The organism is Streptomyces sp. GESEQ-4 (genome assembly GCF_017948455.1).
In the GTDB taxonomy this organism is placed as follows: Bacteria; Actinomycetota; Actinomycetes; order Streptomycetales; family Streptomycetaceae; genus Streptomyces.
The window spans coordinates 265,700-284,179 of the sequence record NZ_JAFFSU010000010.1; the positions used below are offsets into that span (position 1 = coordinate 265,700).

The following is an 18,480-nucleotide window of genomic DNA, read 5'->3' on the forward strand; positions in this document are numbered from 1 at the left end:
GATCATCTGTTGGATGGGACTCCCCGCGGCCATGACGCCGCGGAAATCTTCGGCGCACCTAACGGCTTTCGACGTTCCTCGCCCGGGAAAGGGCGGACATCCTCATCTGCCGATAGGTCGCGAATTCTTCGGGGTACTCACGCAGCGTCTGTTCTCTGTATTCATCTTCGAGAGAACGCGCGGTCTTTCCGAGGGACGTTCTGCGGGCGCACTCGGCCTCGGCCACAGCCAATTTCACTTCCGCGCTCTGAGCCTGGGACGCATTCATCCCCTTGACCAGAGAGTCCCGTTTCTGACGTATCTCGTCCGGATTCTTGAAGGGGTGTCCCGACTCGTTCATGCATCGGGACCACGCCTTGACCGCAGTGACCAGGCGCTCGTCCCGGAGGATCCGCGGGACATACAGCGGGGTCAGCCCGGTCACGGTCTTCTTGACGCGGAACCAGGTCGGATAGTCGCCGTAGAGCCGCTCCCGCGCTTCGGCGTAGCAGCCCCCGCGTGGTGTCCCCGTGGTGCCGCCGGCCGGCAGCTCGGCGGATATCACGTCGTCGAAATCCCCGTCGAGCGCGCTGGAGTAACGGCCGCGTTCCTGCTCAGGAAGTGAGTTGAGGTAGGTGACGCTGGGATGACTGCGGCGTACCTCCTCGGCCGCGACGTCGAAGGACCGTCCGTAGCCGTATTTGCGAGCCCAGTCGACGTCGTCCACCACGTACGCCCCGACCTTGCGTTCCGCGATGCCCGCCACCGGCACCGGCCAGTAGCGGTGCCCCTGACGCTCCATGCACTGCTCGACGAGTTTTTCCTCCGCGCGGTCGACCTCGACCTCTTCCGCGACGGTCAGGTCTCTGACCTGTTTTCCCGCCACGTCATCTTTGGAGTTTCCGCTCTCGGCCGTGCAGCCGACCAGCAGGCAGGCGATAAAAGCAGCGGAAACCAGAACGGCGGATTTTTCCCTCACTCGACACGCCCCCCTTGGTGTCTTCCTTTCCGCTACGGAAGATTACGTGGCGGACTGGACCAAGACATGTCACGCGAACGCGTGACAACGCTTCGCACGCGCCGCCTGTCGGCCGCGCTCGCGTTCACGTAAGTTGGGAGCGGGTGTCATCGGCGTACGGGGGAAACACTGTGAGGAATGCGGTCGAATCCGCTCCTTTCTTGGCGGAGGCGGGAATTCCTCTAGTGGAGGCGGCGTGCTGACGCAGGGGCCGGCCCAACTTCAGCTGCGGCGCAAGTCCGCACGCCTGTCGGCTGTCCTGAGGGCGGCGAGTGCTGTCGGAGCGGCCGTGGTCGCCGTGGTCGGCTTCGCACCGCCCGCGCGCTCCGTCTGGGTGGCCGTCGCGGTCGTCGGACTCCTGCTGTGGAGCGGGCTGTTCATCGTGCTGATGTTCAGGCCGGAACCTCGTTCCTGGCTCTGTGCCGGTGACACCGCTGTCGTCGTGGTGCTCTGCCTGGCGCACGGCAACCTCGTCCCGGCCGAGGTCCTGGGAGCGAGCGCGGGCAGCGGATGGATCGACATGGTCGCCGGCAGCGGCATCTTCATCGCCCAGTTCGGTCTGCGGCAGCCCCTGGCGATGGCGGCGGCGATCGCCATCGCGGCGGCTTACGCGGTGGGCGCCCCCGGCATCCGGGACGCCCCCCTGATCATGGTGCTCCAGGGACTGCTCGGCGCCACTCTCGTGTTCCTGCTGCGCCACGGAGCGCGCAGGGCGGACCTCGCACTGTCCGAGGAGGCGGCGGCGCGCGCGGCGACGCGGGCCCGGTCCGCCGCCCGCACCGACGAACTGGACCAGCAGCGACTGCTGCACGACACCGTGCTCGCCACGCTCACCATCGTGGGCACCGGCAGCATCACCCGTGATTCGGCCGCGCTGACGGACCGGGCCGCGGCCGACCTGGCCGTCATCGCGGACCTGCGGGCGCATCCCGGCGTGGCACGCGACGTGGCGCACGAGCCGGCACCGCTGGATGTCGCGCTGCGCACCGTCGTACTGACGCGCCGCGTCGGCCTCCCGCCACTGGACATCGAGTTCGACGTGCCGCCGCTGGATCTTCCCCACGAGGTCGTGGAAGCCCTCTCGCAAGCGATCGCCGAGGCCCTGACCAACGTGGCCCGGCACGCGGACACCCGCGCTGCCCGGGTCACGGCCCGACGTACCGGGGAGGGCGCTACCGTCGAAGTCTGCGACAGCGGACGCGGGTTCGACCCCGCGGCTGTTCCCTCCCACCGGCGCGGTCTGCGGGAGTCGGTCTACGGCCGGATGCGTGCCGTGGGAGGCAGCGCCCGGGCGGTCTCGTCCCCCGGCGCGGGCACCCGGGTCGTGCTGAGGTGGGAACCCTGACCGCCGGCGTCGCCAAGGGAATGGTCGCCACCCGTTTCGCCATGGCCGTCAATATCGGGCTGGTGGCGATCGTCGGCGTCTGGCACCTGGGGCTGGACACCCTGCTGGTGCTCAGGGGCTGGCCGGTGTACGAGCCGCAGGCCGCCGCCGCGGGCTCCTGGCTGGCGCTCACGGTCATCCAGACGGTCGGGTCGGTCCTGCTGCTGCGTTCCGCGCTCAGCGGGCACACCGCGCGGTGGCTCGCGGGGGCGGCGCTGGTCACCGGCGTCGTCGCCACCGCCACGTACCCGACGGGCGGGATGATCAGCGACGTGAGCTGGGCGTGGAACACCGTGGGCTGGTTCGGCGTGCTGCTTCTGACGCAGCGTCCGCTGTGGGAGCTGGTCGCCCTGCTCGGCGCCAACACGGCTGTCACGGTGGCCTTCCTGGCCGCCCACGACGCGCTCGACCATGTCATGGTCGCCCGTCTGCTGGCCGTGACGTACACCACCGCCGGTGTCCAGTTGACCCTCGCGTATCTGGCACGGCAGCTCAACGACGGTGCGCGGGAAGCCACCGAGATCGCCGCGGGCCAGGCCGAGCGTCTCGCCCGTGCGACCGCCGACGAGACCGTGCACGCCGAGCGCCAGCGCCGTTACGAGTCCCTGCGCAGCACAGTGGAACCGCTGCTGCGTGGTCTGGCGGAACATCGACTGGACCCGGGGGACACCGTCGTACGCCGACGTGCCGCCGTGGAGGCGGCACGCCTGCGGAGGCTGTTCGTGGAGACGGACGACGCCCCGCACCCGCTCCTGCACGAACTGCGCGCCTGCGCCGACATCGCCGAGCGGCGTGGCGTACGCGTGACCCTGCTGAGCTACGGCGACCTGCCCGACCTGCCGACATCCGCCCGCCGAGAACTGGCGGAAGGGACCCTGCTGGTCCTGGCCACCGCCGCCACCCGAGCCCGGGTGACCGTGGTGACGACGCCCGAGGACGTCGTGGTGAGCGTGGTGGCCGACGCCCCGCCGCAGACGCTCGTCGAATCGCCGGGCCCGCTCACCGTGTCCGCCCAGTACGACCAGGAGGAGGATCAGCTGTGGTGGGAGACCCGATGGCCGCTGCGACCGGCCCCCTGACCGTCGCCATCGTCGACGATCACCCTGTCGTCATCGAAGGCATCCAGACCTGGCTGTCCGAGGAGCCGCGCATCTCGGTGAGGCACACCGGGGAAACCACGGATGTGGAGCCCGGCGTCGCGGATGTCCTCATCCTCGATCTGAATCTGCACGGCAGACTCGTCATCGGCGACATCGCCACGCTGGCCGCCGCGGGCCAACGGGTCATCGCCTTCTCGCAGTTCACCGAGCAGCGGGTGGTCCTCGAATCGCTGGAGGCCGGAGCATGCGAGTTCGTCGCGAAGAACGAAGGACGGGCCCACCTGGTGAACGCGGTCCTGGCCGCGGCGGGCGACAGACCCTACGTCACGCCGACCGCCGCCGGGGTCCTGGTCGGTGACCGCGGCCCGAGCAGACCCAAGCTGTCCGCACAGGAACGCACCGCGCTGCTGTGGTGGTTCCAGTCCATGTCGAAGGCTTCGGTCGCCCGGCGCATGGGCGTGTCGGTGCACACGGTGGACGTGTACATCCGTCGGGCACGGGTCAAGTACGCGCAGGTCGGCAGGACCGCACCGACCAAGGCGGACATGCTGGCCCGGGCGATCGAGGACGGCCTGGTGACGCCCGACGACATCACGGGCTACGAGTCGGCGGCGGTCAGCGGGAGTTGATGCCGCGACGTGTGCGGTCGCGGCATCGGACGGCGATTCCTCTCAGGCGGTGGTCCACCAGACCGTCGTGTCGCCCGGCACCTTCGCCTCGCCGTCCGCCTCCGTCACCTCACCGCTGGCGAGCAGCACGCGACCGTGCGCGGGCACCGTCACCGACTCGGCGCCGGTGTTGGCCACGCACACGAACTCCCCGCGCCGGAAGGCCAGGACGCCCTCGGGGGCGCGCAGCCACTCCACCGAGTCGCCCGCGCCCAGGTCGGGCTGCTCGCGGCGGACGGCGAGCGCGGTGCGGTACAGCTCCAGCGTCGAGTCGGCGTCACCCGTCTGGGCCTCGATGCTCAACTCCCCCCACCCATCGGGCTGGGGCAGCCAGCTGCCGCCCGCGCCGAAGCCGTACGACGGCCCCGTGCGCGTCCACGGGATCGGCACCCGGCACCCGTCGCGGAAGCCGTCCTGTCCGGCGCCCCGGAAGTACGCCGGGTCCTGACGCACCTCGTCCGACAGGTCGACGACGTCCGGCAGGCCCAGCTCCTCGCCCTGGTAGACGTACGCCGAACCGGGCAGCGCCAGCATCAGCAGCGTGGCGGCGCGAGCGCGGCGAAGGCCCAGTTCACGGTCGCCCGCCGAGCGGATCTGCGTGCCGAGACCCGGGGGGTTGGCGAAGCGGGTCGCGTGGCGGGTGACATCGTGGTTGGACAGCACCCAGGTGGCGGGGGCGCCGACCGGGCGCATGGCCTCCAGCGTGCGGTCGATGACCGTACGCAGCTCCTCCGCGTCCCAACTCGTGCTCAGATACTGGAAGTTGAACGCCTGGTGCAGCTCGTCCGGCCGGACGTAGTTGGCGGTGCGCTCAACCGTCGGCGTCCAGGCTTCGGCGACGAAGATCCTCTCCCCCGCGTACTCGTCCAGGATCGTCCGCCACTGGCGGTAGATGTCATGCACCCCGTCCTGGTCGAAGAACGGCATGACATCGTTGCCCAGCAGCTTCAGTTGTTCGTGCGATCCCAGGTCGGGGAGGCCCTCCGCCTTCACCAGGCCGTGCGCCACGTCGATACGGAAGCCGTCGACGCCCATGTCCAGCCAGAACCGCAGGATCGAGCGGAACTCGTCCCCGACGGCCGGGTGCTCCCAGTTGAAGTCGGGCTGCTCCGGCGCGAAGAGATGCAGATACCACTCACCGTCGGGCACCCGGGTCCACGCGGGCCCGCCGAAGATCGACTCCCAGTCGTTGGGCGGGAGTTCGCCGTTCTCCCCCTTGCCCGGCCGGAAGTGGTACCGGTCCCGGAGCGGCGAACCCGCCCCCTCCGCGACCGCCCGCTTGAACCACTCGTGCTGGTCGGAGGAGTGATTGGGCACCAGGTCCACGATGATCCTGAGACCCAGCTCATGCGCGTCACGGATCAGCGCGTCGGCATCGAGCAGATTGCCGAACATCGGGTCCACGGCCCGGTAGTCGGCGACGTCGTAACCGGCGTCGGCCTGCGGCGAGGCATAGAAGGGGCTCAACCACACGGCATCGACCCCGAGGTCCCGCAGATACGGCAGCCGGGTTCGTACGCCTTCCAGATCCCCCATACCGTCGCCGTTGCTGTCGGCGAAACTGCGCGGATAGACCTGGTAGATCACCGCGTCCCGCCACCAGTCGCTGCGCTTGGCTTTGGCGGAGTTGGGTGCCGGGGCGATGGCGGAGTGCTGCTGGGTCATGGCGTCCTTGGTACGTAACGGAGTTCTGGTCATGGGGAGTTGGTGACGAGGCGGCCGTGGTGTCAGCGGGGTCGGATGGACACCACGGCCGCCTCGGGTTTGGGTGCGGCGCCGTTGGGGCTGAACCGGCGTTCTAGCCCTTGGTTCCACCTGCCGTTAGACCGGTCACCAGGTTCTTCTGCACGAGGTAGAAGAACCCGGCGGCCGGTATCGCGATCAGCACAGCCGTCGCGGCCATCAGGTTCCGCTGAGCGTCATGCTCACTCACAAAGCTCTGCAACCCGACCGCCAGCGTGTACTTCGTGTCGGACAGCATGAACGTGGAAGCGAACGCGACCTCACCGAAAGCCGTGATGAAGCTGTAGAACGCGGCCACGGCCAGACCCGGCCTCGCGAGCGGCAGGATCAGCCGCGCGAACGTGCCGAAGGGGGTCAGCCCGTCGACGCGCCCGGCCTCGTCGATCTCGAACGGGATGGTGTCGAAGTAGCCCTTGAGCAGCCACGCGCAGTACGGCACGGCCGTCGTCAAGTAGACGAGGATGAGGCCACCGTAGCTGTCGATGAGCTTCAGTTCGGCGAGGATCTGGTACATCGGCACCATGAGTACGGCTACCGGGAACATCTGGGTGACCAGTAGCACCCACATGAACTTCTTGTAGCCCGGGAAGCGCATCCGGGAGACGGCGTATCCGGTGGTGGCGGCGACGAACACACCGATCACCGTGGCACCCAGCGAGACGATCAGCGAACTCTTCAGCCAGTCGAAGAAGTTCGTGTCCGACAGGACGAACGAGTAGTTGTCGAACGTCATCTTCCCCCAGATCCCTCCGGGGTGCAGATAGTCGTCCTTGTCCGGGCCGAGGGAGAGGAAGACCAGCCAGGCGATCGGGAAGAGCGCGATCAGGCTCGCGGCGATCAGGATGCCGTGGGACGCGAGGGTCGCGCCGGGGCCGCGCTCGCCGCGCCGGCGCACCTTGCGGGGTGCGTCGGACGCGGGTGGCGGATCGGCGGGAGCGGACGTCTTGACGGTCGTAGTGCTCATGGGGGCTCCTGCCTCAGATCGCGAGCTGCTGGTCATTGCGGTTCAGCCAGCGGCGGTAGAAGGAGGTGAAGACGATCAGGATGGCCAGCAGCAGCATGCCGTACGCCGCCGACTGCGCGAAGTCGCGCGGCTGCTGTCCGAAGCCGAGGTAGTAGGCCCAGGTGACGAGGATCTGGGCGTCCGGGGCGGTGTCGCCGAACAGCAGGAAGATGATGGCGAACTGGTTGAAGGTCCAGATGATGCCGAGGAGTACGACGGTGGAGCTGACGGACCTCAGGCCGGGCAGCGTGACGTACCGGAACCGCTGCCAGGGGGTGGCGCCATCCATCTCCGCGGCCTCGTACAGCGTCGAGTCGATCGACTGCAGACCGCCCAGCAGCGAGACCATCATGAACGGCACCCCGCACCAGGTGTTGACCATGATCGCGGCGAACCGCTGCCAGAAGGTGTCCTCCAGCCACAGCGGCGTCGGCAGATGGAGCGTCTCCAGCGCGGAGTTGATGATGCCGCCGTCCGCGAGCATGAACCGCCACCCGAAGACGGTGACGAAGGTCGGCACCGCCCAGGGCAGGACCAGGATCAACCGGTAGAAGGTGCGGCCGCGCAGCTTCTGGTTGAGCAGCAGCGCCAGGCCCAGGCCGATGCAGTAGTGCAGGGCGACACAGGCCGCCGTCCAGAACACCGTCCAGATGAAGTGCGACCAGAAGCGGTCGTAGGCGGTCTCGCCCCACAGGATGTCGGCGTAGTTGTCGAAGCCGATGAACTTGTAGGTGGCCTCGATCTCGTTGACGCCGATCGTGCGACCGGTGTTGAGGCTGTTGGCGTCCGTGAGCGTCAGGTAGAACCCGTACGCGAGCGGATACAGCACGAGGACGCCGAGCACGATGACCACGGGGGCGATCATGGCGTAGGCGTACCAGTACTTCTGGTAGCTGTGCTTCAGGCGCTGGACGGCGACTGTCATGTTCGGCACTTTCTGGAGGCTCGAGGGTTACAACACGCAGGCCGATGGCCGCCGGATCCGTCCCCCCAATTCAGGCGGATCCGACGGCCATGCGGGGTCACTTGCTGAAGTCCGGCACCAGCTTGGCGATCGCGGTCTCGGCGTTGCTCAGACCCTTGTCCAGGGACTCCTTGCCACCGGCGATCTTGGGCAGCTCGGTGTCCAGCGGGCCCCAGAGGGAGCTGTACTCGGGCAGCGCCGGGCGCGGCTGGGCGGCGGAGAGGACGCCCTGGTAGCCGGCGATGCCCGGGTCCGCCTTGACCTCGGCGGTGTAGGCGTCGTCGCGGGTCGGGAGCGTGGAGTTCTTCAGGGCCACGGTCTCCTGGGACTTCGCCGAGGTCATGAACTTCAGGAACTTCAGCGCGGCCTGCTGCTTCGCCTCGTCGGAGCCGGCGTACACGGAGAGGTTGTGCCCGCCGGTCGGGGCGCCCGCCTTGCCGCTGGAGCCGGCCGGGACGGTGGCGATGCCGAGGTTCTGCTTGTCCTTGAACGCGGAGCCCTTGTAGAAGTTGGTGATCTCCCACGGGCCCTGGATGATCGCGGCGACCTTGCCGTTGACGAACGCGTCCTGGATGTGGGCGTAGGCATCGGCGGTGGTGTCGGCCTTGTGCAGGCCCTTGCCGTCGAAGAGCTCCAGCCAGGTGCCGTACGCCTTCTTGGCCTCGGCCGAGTCGACGGTGATCTTCTTGGCCTCGGCGTCGACGGTGTCGGTGCCCTCGCCGTAGAGGAAGGACTGGGCGTAGTAGGCCTGGGTGGAGCCCCAGTAGCCGTCGACGCCGGTCTTGTCCTTGATCGTGGCGGCGGCCTTCTTCAGGTCGTCCCAGGTCTTGGGGGCCTCGACGCCGGCCTTCTCGAAGAGTTCCTTGTTGTAGACCAGCGCGAGGGTGTCGGTGACGATCGGCACGCCGTACGTCTTGCCCTCGTACTTGGCCTGCTCGATCAGGCTGGGCTGGAACTTGCTCTCGTCGGCGAGGGCCTCGGTGCCGTCCAGCGGAAGGAAGTAGCCCTTCTTGGCGAAGGCGGGCGTCCAGCCGACCTCGGAGCGCAGCACGTCCGGGGCGCCGCTGGCACCGGCGGCGGTGTCGAACTTGTTCTGCGCCTGGTCGAAGGGGACGTTGACGTACTTGACCTTGACGTCCTTGTTGGCGGCCTCGAACTCCTTGATCAAGGCCTGGTACGTCGGCGCCTCATTCGTGGCGTTGGAGGTGTCCCACCAGGTGATGGTGACCGGACCGTCGGCCTTGTCTCCGCTGTCGCCGTCTGAGCCGCAGGCCGTCGCCGCGAGAGCGAGGGACGCCACCAGCGCGGTGGCCGCTATGCCACGCCGCATGAGTTCTCCTTGAGGGTTAAAGCCCGAGTGGTGCAGGAGGCGGTCCCGTCGTCCGTCCCTGCGACTTGCCGACTGCGCCGTTGCGGCGGCCGGGCGTCGAGAACGTAACAGCGATGTAAGCGGTGCGAAAGTCCTTGCAGCAAAAAAGTGCAAGAGGTCTCTGAAGTTATCCGTACGTGACCCATCGTCGACCACTGTGAGACCGTAGTTCTGCGGGGTTGAGCGGGCAGGGACGGTGTTGTGCAAGACTCTGCAAGCTCTTGCCGACCGTTTCCCGAGGGGACGCCATGCCGCAGCAACCCGCACAGCGCCGGTCCACCGCCCGCGCCCGGCGTCCGATCGGTGTGCAAGGCGAGGGACGGCCGGTACAGTCCACTCCCGTGACCACACGGCTTGCCGACATCGCTGCTCAGGCGGGGGTGAGCGAAGCGACCGTCAGCCGCGTCCTCAACGGGAAGCCGGGCGTCGCCGCCACCACCCGCCAGTCCGTGCTGGCCGCACTGGACGTCCTCGGCTACGAACGCCCCGTGCGGCTGCGGCAGCGCAGCGAGGGCCTGGTGGGCCTGATCACCCCGGAGCTCGAGAACCCCATATTCCCGGCCCTGGCCCAGGTGATCGGCCAGGCGCTGACGCGGCAGGGCTACACCCCGGTCCTGGCCACCCAGACCCCGGGCGGTTCGACGGAGGACGAGCTGACCGAGATGCTCGTCGACCGGGGCGTCGCCGGGATCATCTATGTCTCCGGACTGCACGCCGACACCACCGCCGACATGCAGCGCTACGAGCAGTTGCGCGCGCAGGGCGTGCCGTTCGTGCTCGTCGACGGCTTCTCCCCCAAGGTGCAGGCGCCGTTCATCTCGCCGGACGACCGGGCCGCCATGAACCTGGCGGTCACGCATCTGGTGTCGCTCGGCCACACCCGGATCGGCCTCGCGCTCGGCCCGAAGCGGTTCGTGCCGGTCCAGCGGAAGATCGAGGGCTTCGTCCGCTCCGTACAGGACCAGCTCGGACTGGCCACGGACACGATCGAGACGGAGCTGGTCCAGCACTCCCTCTACACGCTGGAGGGCGGCCAGGCGGCGGCCACCGCGCTCATCGGCCGCAGCTGTACGGCGGTGGTGTGCGCCAGCGACATGATGGCGCTGGGCGCGATACGGGCGGCCCGGCAGCACGGTCTGGAAGTCCCCCGGGACATCTCGGTGGTGGGCTTCGACGACTCCCCGCTGATCGCCTTCACCGACCCGCCCCTGACGACGGTCCGCAAGCCGGTTCCGGCGATGGGGCAGGCGGCGGTGCGGACGTTGCTGGAGGAGATCGGGGGGACGCCCGCGCCGCACAGTGAGTTCGTGTTCATGCCGGAGCTGGTGGTGCGCGGTTCGACGGCTTCGGCGCCTGGTGAGCGGACCGGGGACCGGAGTCGTTCCTGAGTCGTCCCTGAGGCGGAGAACTTCCCTCTGCACCAGTGCGCTGGGAGGAGGACGCGGCCTACGGTCGTCGTAGGACGTGCGGCCCGAACCCGACCAGGGGATGATCGGAGGGCGAGGGCTTTTCTGGCAGACTCTGTGCCCATGGGTGAGACGACCGTGACAACCGCCGAGGAAGGCCGCGAGGAGGCCGTTCCGCACCCTGTCACGGTCGAAACCAGGCCCGGTCCGCTGAGCAGGCTGCGCACTCCCCGGCGGCCCCGGCTGTGGTTCGAGATCCTTCTGATCGCGGTGAGTTACTGGACGTACTCACTGATCCGCAACGCCGTCCCGGAGCAAAAGGGACAGGCTCTGAGCAACGCCGACTGGCTCTGGCGGCTCGAGCAGGATCTCGGCATCGCCGTCGAGGAATCCGTCAACCACGCGGTGAACTCGGTGACTTGGCTCATCGTCGGCATGAACTACTACTACGCGACACTGCACTTCATCGTCACTCTGGGTGTCCTGGTGTGGCTGTTCCGCAGTCATCCCGGCCGCTATGCGGCGACCCGGATGGTGCTCTTCGCGACGACCGGCGTGGCCCTCATCGGTTACTACCTGTATCCGCTCGCCCCGCCGCGGCTCATGAACGGCCAGAGCTTCATCGACACGGTGATGGTCCACGACACCTGGGGTTCGATGGCCTCCGGCGACCTGAAGAACATGTCCAACCAGTACGCCGCGATGCCGTCGATGCACATCGGCTGGTCGGTCTGGTCCGGCCTGACGATCTTCGCGCTGGCCTCGGTCCCGTGGGTCCGCGTCCTGGGCCTGCTCTACCCGGTGGCCACGCTCATCGTGATCGTCGCCACCGCCAACCACTTCTGGCTGGACGCCGTGGGCGGCCTGATGTGCCTCGCCTTCGGCTACGCGGTGGCGCGGGTCTGGTACGGGACGTTGCCGTACTCGTTGCCGAAGCTAGTACCTCCACGCCGGGCGTTGCTGCCCGGAAAGGTCTAGCGGCACCCCTCTGTCCCTACCCCCGGTGCACCACGTGACCGCCGGTCACCGTCAGTCGTACCGGAGCCTGAGCCACCTCGTCCGCGGGAGCGGTCACCGGGTCCACGCCCAAGGCCGTGAGGTCCGCCCGGTACCCCGGAGCGATACGGCCCGCCGCGTCCGACTCCCCCGCCGCCAGCGCCGCGTGCGTCGTGCAGCCCTCCAGCGCCTCGAGCCCCGTCAGGCCCGCCCGTGCCGAAGCGGCGCCCTTGGGACTGCGTGCCGTCGCCAGGACCGTTCGTACGTCGTAGTGGGCGATCGGCCAGTCCGAGCCCAGGGCGACCGTCGCGCCCGCGTCGCGCAGGTCGCGCAGGCGCCAGGCGTGGGCGGCGCGGCCGGCGCCCAGGCGGCGGGACCACTCGTCGGTGCCGTCGGCGCGGGTGTACGCGGTGTGCGGCGGCTGCATGGAGGCGGCCACCCCCAACCGCGCGAACCGCGGAAGCAGCTCGTCCGGGGCCGTCTCGATGTGCTCGATCCGATGCATGCCGTGCGCCTGCGGCCCCAGCCCCGCGACCACGTCCAGGACGTGGCGCACGGCCGCGTCCCCGATGGCGTGCGTGGCGGTGCGCACCCCGGCCGTGTGCAGCTGCCGTACGGCGGCGGCGTACGCGTCCGGATCGGGCCAGAACGCGTCCGTCCCCTGCCCGTGGCAGTCCGCGTGCTCCAGCCACGCCGTGCCGCCCTCGACGGTCCCGTCCATGAAGAACTTGACCCCGTCGACCCGCCAGTGCCGCCCGCCCCGGCCCTGTGCGGCGACCAGCTCGGCCAGGTCGTCGGCGTCCGCGCCCGGCATGCACCAGGGCGCGAAACGCAGCCGCACCGGCAGCACGGTCTCCGCGGCCACCGCCCCGACCAGCTCGGGGTCCCCGGCGTCCATGACGTGCGCGCCGGTGAGCCCGGTCGCCGCCATCGCGGACAGCAGCTCCACCAGCCGCGCCCGCCGGACCTCGTACGACGCCCGGGGCATGACCCCGGTCACCAGATCCATCGCTGCATGCTCGACGAGATGCCCGGTGGGGCGCCCGGCGGAGTCGCAGACCACCTCCGAGCGCTGGGTGAACGCGCGCGGTCCGGCCACCCCGGCGGCGGCCAGCGCCGCGCCGCTCACCAGGGCCGAGTGTCCGTCGTACAGCCGGAGGAAGGCGGGCGCGCCGCCGAGCACGTCCTCGACGAGGGAGCGGTCGATGGGCCGCCCCTCGAAGGCGTTGTGGTCGAGGCCGTAGCCGACGACCCAGCCGTCGATCCGCTCGGCGGACCCGAGCGCGGCCCGCAGACCCGCCAGGTCGGTGACGCCGGAGAGGTCCACCCCCGTCGCCAGGTCCAGCCCCCACACCGGGTGACTGTGTGCGTCCACCAGGCCGGGCACGAGGTGCGCGCTCTCCAGCCGTACGACCTCTGTTCCCGGCCCGCGCCAGTCCCGTACGTCGCTCTCGTCGCCCACCGCCGCGATCAGCCCGTCGTGTACGGCGACGGCTGTGGCGTAGGGACGGCCGGGGTCGAGGGTGCGGATCTTGGCGCCGGCGAGGATGAGGTCGGCGGTGGGCATGGAGTGAACTCCCTTGTAGTTGTTGGTCATTCAGACGGCTCGGCGGCGAAGTCGGCGTACACCTGCGGTCGTTGGCGGCGCAGCCACCATGCCAGTCCGAGGCCGATGACGAAGACCGTGGGCGAGAGGGCGATGAGGACGGTGTTCACCGTCGGGGAGGCGCCGGTGAACGCGTCGATGTGCGTGATGACGAGCCCTATGGCCGTCGCGAGCAGGAGAGCCGCGGTGACGGGGGCCACGACGGTCCGCAGGACGCCCTCCTGGTGGCTGATCCGGCGGAAGTAGCAGGGCACGGCGATCGCGGCGAGCAGTTGGAGGACGAACAGGCCGATCATTCCCGGGGTGTTCACCCACAGCAGCAGCTGCTGGTACGGGTCGGCGCCGGCGGCCCAGAAGCCGAGGACGACGACGGCGCCGAGGACGGTCTGCGCGATTCCGGCGACGTACGGGGAACGGTGGCGTGAGTGGACGCGACCCAACTTGCGTGGCAGGACGCCCTCTTCGGAGAGACCGAGGACGTAGCGGTTGATGGCGTTGTGGAAGGCGAGGAGGGAGGCGAGGACGCTGGTGACGATGAAGATGTGCATCAGGTCGGCCGCCCACGCGCCGACGTAGGTGGTGATGGCGGAGAAGAAGAGTCCGCCGGGGTCCTTGGCCGCGGCTCCGATCACCTCCGCGTCGCCGAAGGCCTGGATGACGGTCCAGACGATGAACGCGTAGAACAGGCCCAGGAATCCGACGGCGACGTAGGTCGCGCGCGGCACCGTGCGCTCCGGGTCTCGCGCCTCACGCCGGTAGATCACGGTCGACTCGAAGCCGGTGAACGCGGCGAACGCGAAGGCCAGGACGACAGCCGTACCGCCGACGAAGGCGTTGCCGGGCGTGAAGGAGGCGCCGGACAGCCCGTGCGCACCGCCCTTGACCAGCACACCGCCCGCGAGCAGCACCAGGATGCCCGTCTCGGCGACGAGCAGGATGCCGAGCAGCTTGGCGCCGAAGTCGACGGAGCGGTAGCCGCCGTAGCCGACGAGGAGGAGACCGGCCAGGGCGATGGGCAGCCAGTGGACGTCGACGCCGAAGAGGGCCTGCGCGGTGTCGCGGCCGGCGGTGCCGAGGAGGCCGAAGACGCCGATCTCCATGCCGTTGTAGCCGATCAGGGCGAGGAGGGCGGCACCGATGCCGGCGGGGCGGCCGAGACCGCGGGTGATGTACGCGTAGAAGGCGCCGCCGCTTTTGACGTGCCGGCTCATTGTGGTGAAGCCGACGGCGAAGACGGTGAGGGTGATGCCGGCGACGAGGTAGCCGACCGGGGCGCCGATGCCGCCGAGCAGGATCGCGAGCGGGGCGACGCCGGCCATGACGGTGAGCGGGGCGGCGGCGGAGACGACGAAGAAGGCGATGTCGGCGGTGCCGAGGGAACCGGAGCGGAGGCCGGCCGTGGCGGGCGGCGTCTTCTCCGCGGGGGTGTCGGAGGCGGTCACGGACATGGGGAAGCCCTTCGAGCGGCGGACGGAGCGATACTCGGAGCGACGGAGCACCGTTAACCTAAAGGCTTTCGGTTTTGGGAATGTAACCTCTCGTTTGCCGTCCGGGAAGACCTGGATCCCAAAGCTCCGCCCGAAAGAAGGAGACCGCCGACCATGGCACGCCCCCGCACACCGCTCCTCGACCGCGAGCGCATCACCACGATCGCACTCCAACTCGTCGACGAGCAGGGCGATTTCAGCGTGCCGCAGATCGCCAGGCGACTCGGCGTGCAGACCGGCTCGGTGTATCACCATGTGGACGGCCGGGACGGCATCGTGGAACTGCTGCGCGAGCGGGTCGCGTCCGTGATCGACCCCGGCACGCTGTCCCGGACGCCCTGGGACACGGCGCTGGAGGCCTGGGCGCGCTCCTACCGCGCCGCGTTCGCCGCGCACCCGAAGGCGATCCCGCTGCTGATGACGTCACCGGTGCGGGCGCCGCGCGTGCTGGAGCAGTACGAGCGGGCGGTGACGCTGCTCCTGGACGCCGGGTTCGCCCCCGCCGACGTCATGCCGCTCCTCGTCGCCCTGGAGAACCTGGTCCTGGGCTCGGCGCTCGACCTCGCGGCCCCGGAGACCATGTGGGAACTGACGCCGGACGCGCCGACGCCCCGACTGGCTCAGGCGCTGGCGGCGGCGGGAGAGGGACGGACGGACCGGGCGTTCGAGCTGGGGCTGGAGGGGTTGATCACGCACGCTCGCGCGCTGCGGGTTCACGCCCCGTAGAACAGCTCCTCCACCACACCCCGCGCCCGTCGCGCCGTACGCCGGTACGCGTCGAGCATGTCGCCGACGTGTCCCGGCCCGTACCCCAAGTACCGCCCCACCGCGGCCAGTTCACGCCCGTGCGACGGGAACGTGTCCCCCGCTCGCCCGCGCACCAGCATCACCGCGTTCCGCACCCGCGTCGCCAGCACCCACGCCTCGTCCAGGGTCGCCGCGTCCTCGCCGGAGATGAGTCCGGCGGCGCAGGCGGCGGCGAGGGCTTCGCGGGTGCGGGTGGTGCGCAGGCCCGGCTCGGCCCAGCCTTGGTGCAACTGGAAGAGCTGGACGGTCCATTCGACGTCGGAGAGCCCGCCGGGCCCGAGCTTGGTGTGCAGCTTCGGGTCGGCGCCGCGCGGCATCCGCTCGGACTCCATACGGGCCTTCAGGCGCCGGATCTCCCGGACGGCGTCGTCGCCGAGTCCCTCGGCCGGATACCGCAGCGGGTCGATCAGCTCGATGAAGCGCCGGCCCAAGTCCTCGTCACCGGCGACGACTTCGGCCCGCAGCAGTGCCTGTGACTCCCAGACCAGGGACCAGCGGCGGTAGTAGGCCTCGTACGACTTCAACGACCGTACGAGCGGCCCGGACTTGCCCTCCGGACGCAGGTCCGCGTCGATCAGCAGCGGCGGGTCCGCGCTCGGGATCTGCAGCAGTCGCCGCATCTCGGAGACGACCTTGTTCGCGGCGTCCGCGGCCACCCGTTCCTCGACGCCCTCCCGCGGCTCATGCACGAACAGGACGTCCGCGTCGGAGCCGTAGCCGAGTTCGTGCCCGCCGAAGCGGCCCATGCCGATGATCGCGAACCGGGTGGGCAGCTCCTCGCCCCAGCCCTCGCGGACGACCGCGCGCAGGGTGCCGGCGAGGGTGGCGGCCGTGAGGTCGGAGATCGCGCCGCCGACCCGGTCCACCAGGGCGCCCTGGTCGGCCTCGGCGGGCTGGGTCTCGGTGCCGTACGAGCCGACGATGTCGGCGGCGGCCGTACGGAACAGCTCGCGGCGACGGACGCCGCGGGCCGCCGTGACCGCTTGGACGGCGCCGCCGGCGCGGCCGACCGCGGCGAGGATCTCCTGCTCCAGATGGGCGTGGGAGCGGGGGACGAGGCCACCGCCGTCACCGTCGCCGAGCAGCGCCACCGCTTCCGGCGCGCGCATCAGCAGGTCGGGCGCGAGACGGCCGGCGGACAGCACACGGGCGAGGTTCTCGGCCGCGGCGCCCTCGTCCCGCAGCAGCCGCAGATACCAGGGCGTCTTGCCCAACGCGTCCGACACCTTGCGGAAGTTGAGCAGGCCCGCGTCCGGGTCGGCGGAGTCGGCGAACCAGCCGAGCAGCACGGGCAGCAGCGTGCGCTGGATCGCGGCCTTGCGGCTGACGCCCGAGGCCAGCGCCTCCAGGTGGCGCAGGGCGGAGGCCGGGTCGGCGTAGCCGAGGGCGACCATGCGTTCGCGGGCCGCTTCGGGGCTCAACCGGGCTTCGCCGGGGGCGAGTTGGGCGACGGCGTCGAGCAGGGGCCGGTAGAAGAGCTTCTCGTGCAGCCGTCGTACGACACTGCTGTGCCGCTTCCACTCGCGGTTCAGCTCGGCGACCGGATCGGTGCGCAGGCCCAGCGAGCGGCCGATGCGGCGCTGGTCGGCCTCGTCATTGGGGACGAGGTGGGTGCGGCGCAGCCGGTAGAGCTGGATGCGGTGCTCCATGGTGCGCAGGAAGCGGTACGCGCTGTCGAGCTGGACGGCGTCGGCGCGACCGACGTACCCGCCGGCGGCGAGCGCCTGGAGCGCGTCGAGGGTCGTACCGCTGCGAAGCGAGGCATCGGCACGGCCGTGCACCAACTGCAGCAGCTGCACGGCGAATTCGACGTCCCGCAGCCCGCCCGGACCGAGCTTCAGCTCCCGGTCGACCTCGGCGACGGGGATGTTCTCGACGACCCGGCGGCGCATCTTCTGCACGTCGGGGACGAAGTTCTCGCGCTCGGCGGCCTTCCAGACGAGGGGTTCGAGCGCGGTGACGTACTCGTCGCCGAGCTCGATGTCGCCGGCCACCGGGCGGGCCTTGAGCAGCGCCTGGAACTCCCAGGTCTTGGCCCAGCGCTGGTAGTAGGCGAGGTGGCTGCTCAGCGTGCGCACCAGCGGACCGTTTCTGCCCTCGGGCCGCAGATTGGCGTCCACCGGCCAGATCGAGCCCTCGACGGTGGTCTCGGAGCAGATCCGCATCATGTGCGAGGCGAGCTTGGTGGCGGAGCGCAGCGCCTTGCCCTCGTCGGCCCCCTCGGCCGCCTCCCCCACGAAGATCACATCGACGTCGGACACATAGTTCAGCTCATGGCCGCCGCACTTGCCCATCGCGATCACCGCGAGCCGGCAGGAGGCGGCGTCGTCGGGCGCGGCGGCGCGGGCGATGGCGAGGGCGGCGCGCAGGGTCGCGGTGGCCAGGTCGGCGAGCTCGGCGGCGGTCTCGGCGACATCGGTGGTGCCGCACACGTCACGGGCGGCGATGGACAGCAGACAGCGCCGGTAGGCGACGCGCAGGGCGACCGGGTCGCCGGCCTCGGCGAGACCGCGCTCGAACTCCGCCACCCCGGGGTGCAGGTCGCGCGGCTCGTACGTGACGAGGGCCTGCCAGTCCTTGGGGTGCCGGGCGAGGTGGTCGGCGAGCGCGGCGGAGGCCCCGAGCACACCGAGCAGCCGGTCCCGCAGCGGCTTCGCCGCTATCACCGTGTCGAGCAGCTCGCGCTGCGCCAGGGGGCCGGGCTGCACCTCCAGCAGCCGTACCAGACCGTGCAGCGCGAGATCCGGGTCGGCGGTCGCGCCCAGCGCCTCGAGCAGCACCGGGTCGTTCCGCATCGGCGCCAGCTCCACGCTGTCCAGGAGCCGCTCGGCGGCCGAGGGATCGGTGAAACCGTGCCGCAGCAGCCGAGTGAAGGTACTGCTCCTGCGCCCCGGCGCCGTCATGCCCCGCCTCCTGTCGGATCAAGGTCGTACCCGCTTGAGCCTAACCG

At 70.0% G+C, this 18,480-nt stretch carries 13 protein-coding genes and 1 pseudogene; 6 read left to right on the forward strand and 8 right to left on the reverse strand.

Annotated elements, in window-relative coordinates:
• Window positions 1–58: 58 nt before the first annotated feature.
• The gene (locus tag KCH48_RS21420; protein WP_210576267.1) at window positions 59–958 is read right to left on the reverse strand and encodes a hypothetical protein; all 900 of its coding nucleotides are present in this window, start codon (window positions 956–958) and stop codon (window positions 59–61) included.
• 235 nt (window positions 959–1,193) lie between these two features.
• On the opposite strand from KCH48_RS21420, the gene KCH48_RS21425 reads away from it, so the two are divergent.
• Genes KCH48_RS21425 through KCH48_RS21435 form a run of 3 tightly spaced genes read left to right on the forward strand, consistent with a single transcriptional unit; the run spans window position 1,194 to window position 4,110 of the window.
• The gene (locus KCH48_RS21425) at window positions 1,194–2,342 is read left to right on the forward strand and encodes an ATP-binding protein (RefSeq protein ID WP_210576268.1); all 1,149 of its coding nucleotides are present in this window, start codon (window positions 1,194–1,196) and stop codon (window positions 2,340–2,342) included.
• Window positions 2,330–3,460, forward strand: a complete 1,131-nt coding sequence (locus tag KCH48_RS21430; RefSeq protein WP_210576269.1) for a hypothetical protein — start codon at window positions 2,330–2,332, stop codon at window positions 3,458–3,460. The genes KCH48_RS21425 and KCH48_RS21430 overlap by 13 nt, the downstream gene beginning before the upstream one ends.
• Window positions 3,436–4,110, forward strand: coding sequence for a response regulator (locus KCH48_RS21435; RefSeq protein WP_210576270.1), 675 nt, complete (start codon window positions 3,436–3,438; stop codon window positions 4,108–4,110). Before KCH48_RS21430 ends, KCH48_RS21435 begins: the two co-directional genes overlap by 25 nt.
• A 42-nt stretch (window positions 4,111–4,152) precedes the next feature.
• On the opposite strand, the gene KCH48_RS21440 is transcribed toward KCH48_RS21435, so the two are convergent.
• From KCH48_RS21440 to KCH48_RS21455, 4 genes and pseudogenes are all read right to left on the reverse strand, one after another.
• Window positions 4,153–5,814, reverse strand: a complete 1,662-nt coding sequence (locus KCH48_RS21440; RefSeq protein ID WP_210576271.1) for a glycoside hydrolase family 13 protein — start codon at window positions 5,812–5,814, stop codon at window positions 4,153–4,155.
• A gap of 133 nt (window positions 5,815–5,947) precedes the next feature.
• The gene (locus KCH48_RS21445) at window positions 5,948–6,856 is read right to left on the reverse strand and encodes a sugar ABC transporter permease (protein WP_210576272.1); all 909 of its coding nucleotides are present in this window, start codon (window positions 6,854–6,856) and stop codon (window positions 5,948–5,950) included.
• 13 nt (window positions 6,857–6,869) lie between these two features.
• Window positions 6,870–7,802 (reverse strand): annotated as a pseudogene (locus KCH48_RS21450) (carbohydrate ABC transporter permease); the annotation flags it as partial.
• Between the two features lie 115 nt (window positions 7,803–7,917).
• On the reverse strand, window positions 7,918–9,189 hold the full coding sequence (locus KCH48_RS21455) for an extracellular solute-binding protein (RefSeq protein ID WP_210576274.1): 1,272 nt from the start codon (window positions 9,187–9,189) through the stop codon (window positions 7,918–7,920).
• Window positions 9,190–9,569: 380 nt separating this feature from the next.
• Here KCH48_RS21455 and KCH48_RS21460 point away from each other — a divergent pair, with 380 nt between their 5' ends.
• Together KCH48_RS21460 and KCH48_RS21465 are read left to right on the forward strand one after the other, a co-directional pair.
• On the forward strand, window positions 9,570–10,616 hold the full coding sequence (locus KCH48_RS21460) for a LacI family DNA-binding transcriptional regulator (RefSeq protein ID WP_307840907.1): 1,047 nt from the start codon (window positions 9,570–9,572) through the stop codon (window positions 10,614–10,616).
• 141 nt (window positions 10,617–10,757) lie between these two features.
• Window positions 10,758–11,612 (forward strand): phosphatase PAP2 family protein, encoded by an 855-nt coding sequence (locus KCH48_RS21465; RefSeq protein ID WP_210576276.1) that lies wholly within the window; start codon window positions 10,758–10,760, stop codon window positions 11,610–11,612.
• Window positions 11,613–11,628: 16 nt separating this feature from the next.
• On the opposite strand, the gene KCH48_RS21470 is transcribed toward KCH48_RS21465, so the two are convergent.
• Window positions 11,629–13,197 carry an amidohydrolase gene (locus KCH48_RS21470; RefSeq protein ID WP_210576277.1) on the reverse strand — a complete coding sequence of 523 codons (1,569 nt, stop codon included), beginning with the start codon at window positions 13,195–13,197 and terminating at the stop codon, window positions 11,629–11,631.
• Between the two features lie 26 nt (window positions 13,198–13,223).
• Window positions 13,224–14,684: an APC family permease gene (locus tag KCH48_RS21475; protein ID WP_210576278.1), complete on the reverse strand. Its 1,461-nt coding sequence runs from the start codon at window positions 14,682–14,684 to the stop codon at window positions 13,224–13,226.
• A gap of 153 nt (window positions 14,685–14,837) precedes the next feature.
• Between KCH48_RS21475 and KCH48_RS21480 the strand changes: the two genes are divergently transcribed.
• Window positions 14,838–15,449, forward strand: a complete 612-nt coding sequence (locus KCH48_RS21480; RefSeq protein ID WP_210576279.1) for a TetR/AcrR family transcriptional regulator — start codon at window positions 14,838–14,840, stop codon at window positions 15,447–15,449.
• Here the strand turns inward: KCH48_RS21480 and KCH48_RS21485 are convergent.
• Window positions 15,437–18,433 carry a bifunctional [glutamine synthetase] adenylyltransferase/[glutamine synthetase]-adenylyl-L-tyrosine phosphorylase gene (locus tag KCH48_RS21485; RefSeq protein ID WP_210576280.1) on the reverse strand — a complete coding sequence of 999 codons (2,997 nt, stop codon included), beginning with the start codon at window positions 18,431–18,433 and terminating at the stop codon, window positions 15,437–15,439. The genes KCH48_RS21480 and KCH48_RS21485 overlap by 13 nt on opposite strands.
• Window positions 18,434–18,480: the final 47 nt, after the last annotated feature.

What these genes read in the sequence shown, in the direction of transcription:
- KCH48_RS21475 (WP_210576278.1), bottom strand. Translation starts at nt 14,684, where the DNA reads ATGTCCGTGACCGCCTCCGACACCCCCGCGGAGAAGACGCCGCCCGCC.
- KCH48_RS21465 (WP_210576276.1), top strand. Translation starts at nt 10,758, where the DNA reads ATGGGTGAGACGACCGTGACAACCGCCGAGGAAGGCCGCGAGGAGGCC.
- KCH48_RS21485 (WP_210576280.1), bottom strand. Translation starts at nt 18,433, where the DNA reads ATGACGGCGCCGGGGCGCAGGAGCAGTACCTTCACTCGGCTGCTGCGG.
- KCH48_RS21480 (WP_210576279.1), top strand. Translation starts at nt 14,838, where the DNA reads ATGGCACGCCCCCGCACACCGCTCCTCGACCGCGAGCGCATCACCACG.
- KCH48_RS21470 (WP_210576277.1), bottom strand. Translation starts at nt 13,197, where the DNA reads ATGCCCACCGCCGACCTCATCCTCGCCGGCGCCAAGATCCGCACCCTC.
- KCH48_RS21455 (WP_210576274.1), bottom strand. Translation starts at nt 9,189, where the DNA reads ATGCGGCGTGGCATAGCGGCCACCGCGCTGGTGGCGTCCCTCGCTCTC.
- KCH48_RS21435 (WP_210576270.1), top strand. Translation starts at nt 3,436, where the DNA reads ATGGCCGCTGCGACCGGCCCCCTGACCGTCGCCATCGTCGACGATCAC.
- KCH48_RS21445 (WP_210576272.1), bottom strand. Translation starts at nt 6,856, where the DNA reads ATGAGCACTACGACCGTCAAGACGTCCGCTCCCGCCGATCCGCCACCC.
- KCH48_RS21440 (WP_210576271.1), bottom strand. Translation starts at nt 5,814, where the DNA reads ATGACCCAGCAGCACTCCGCCATCGCCCCGGCACCCAACTCCGCCAAA.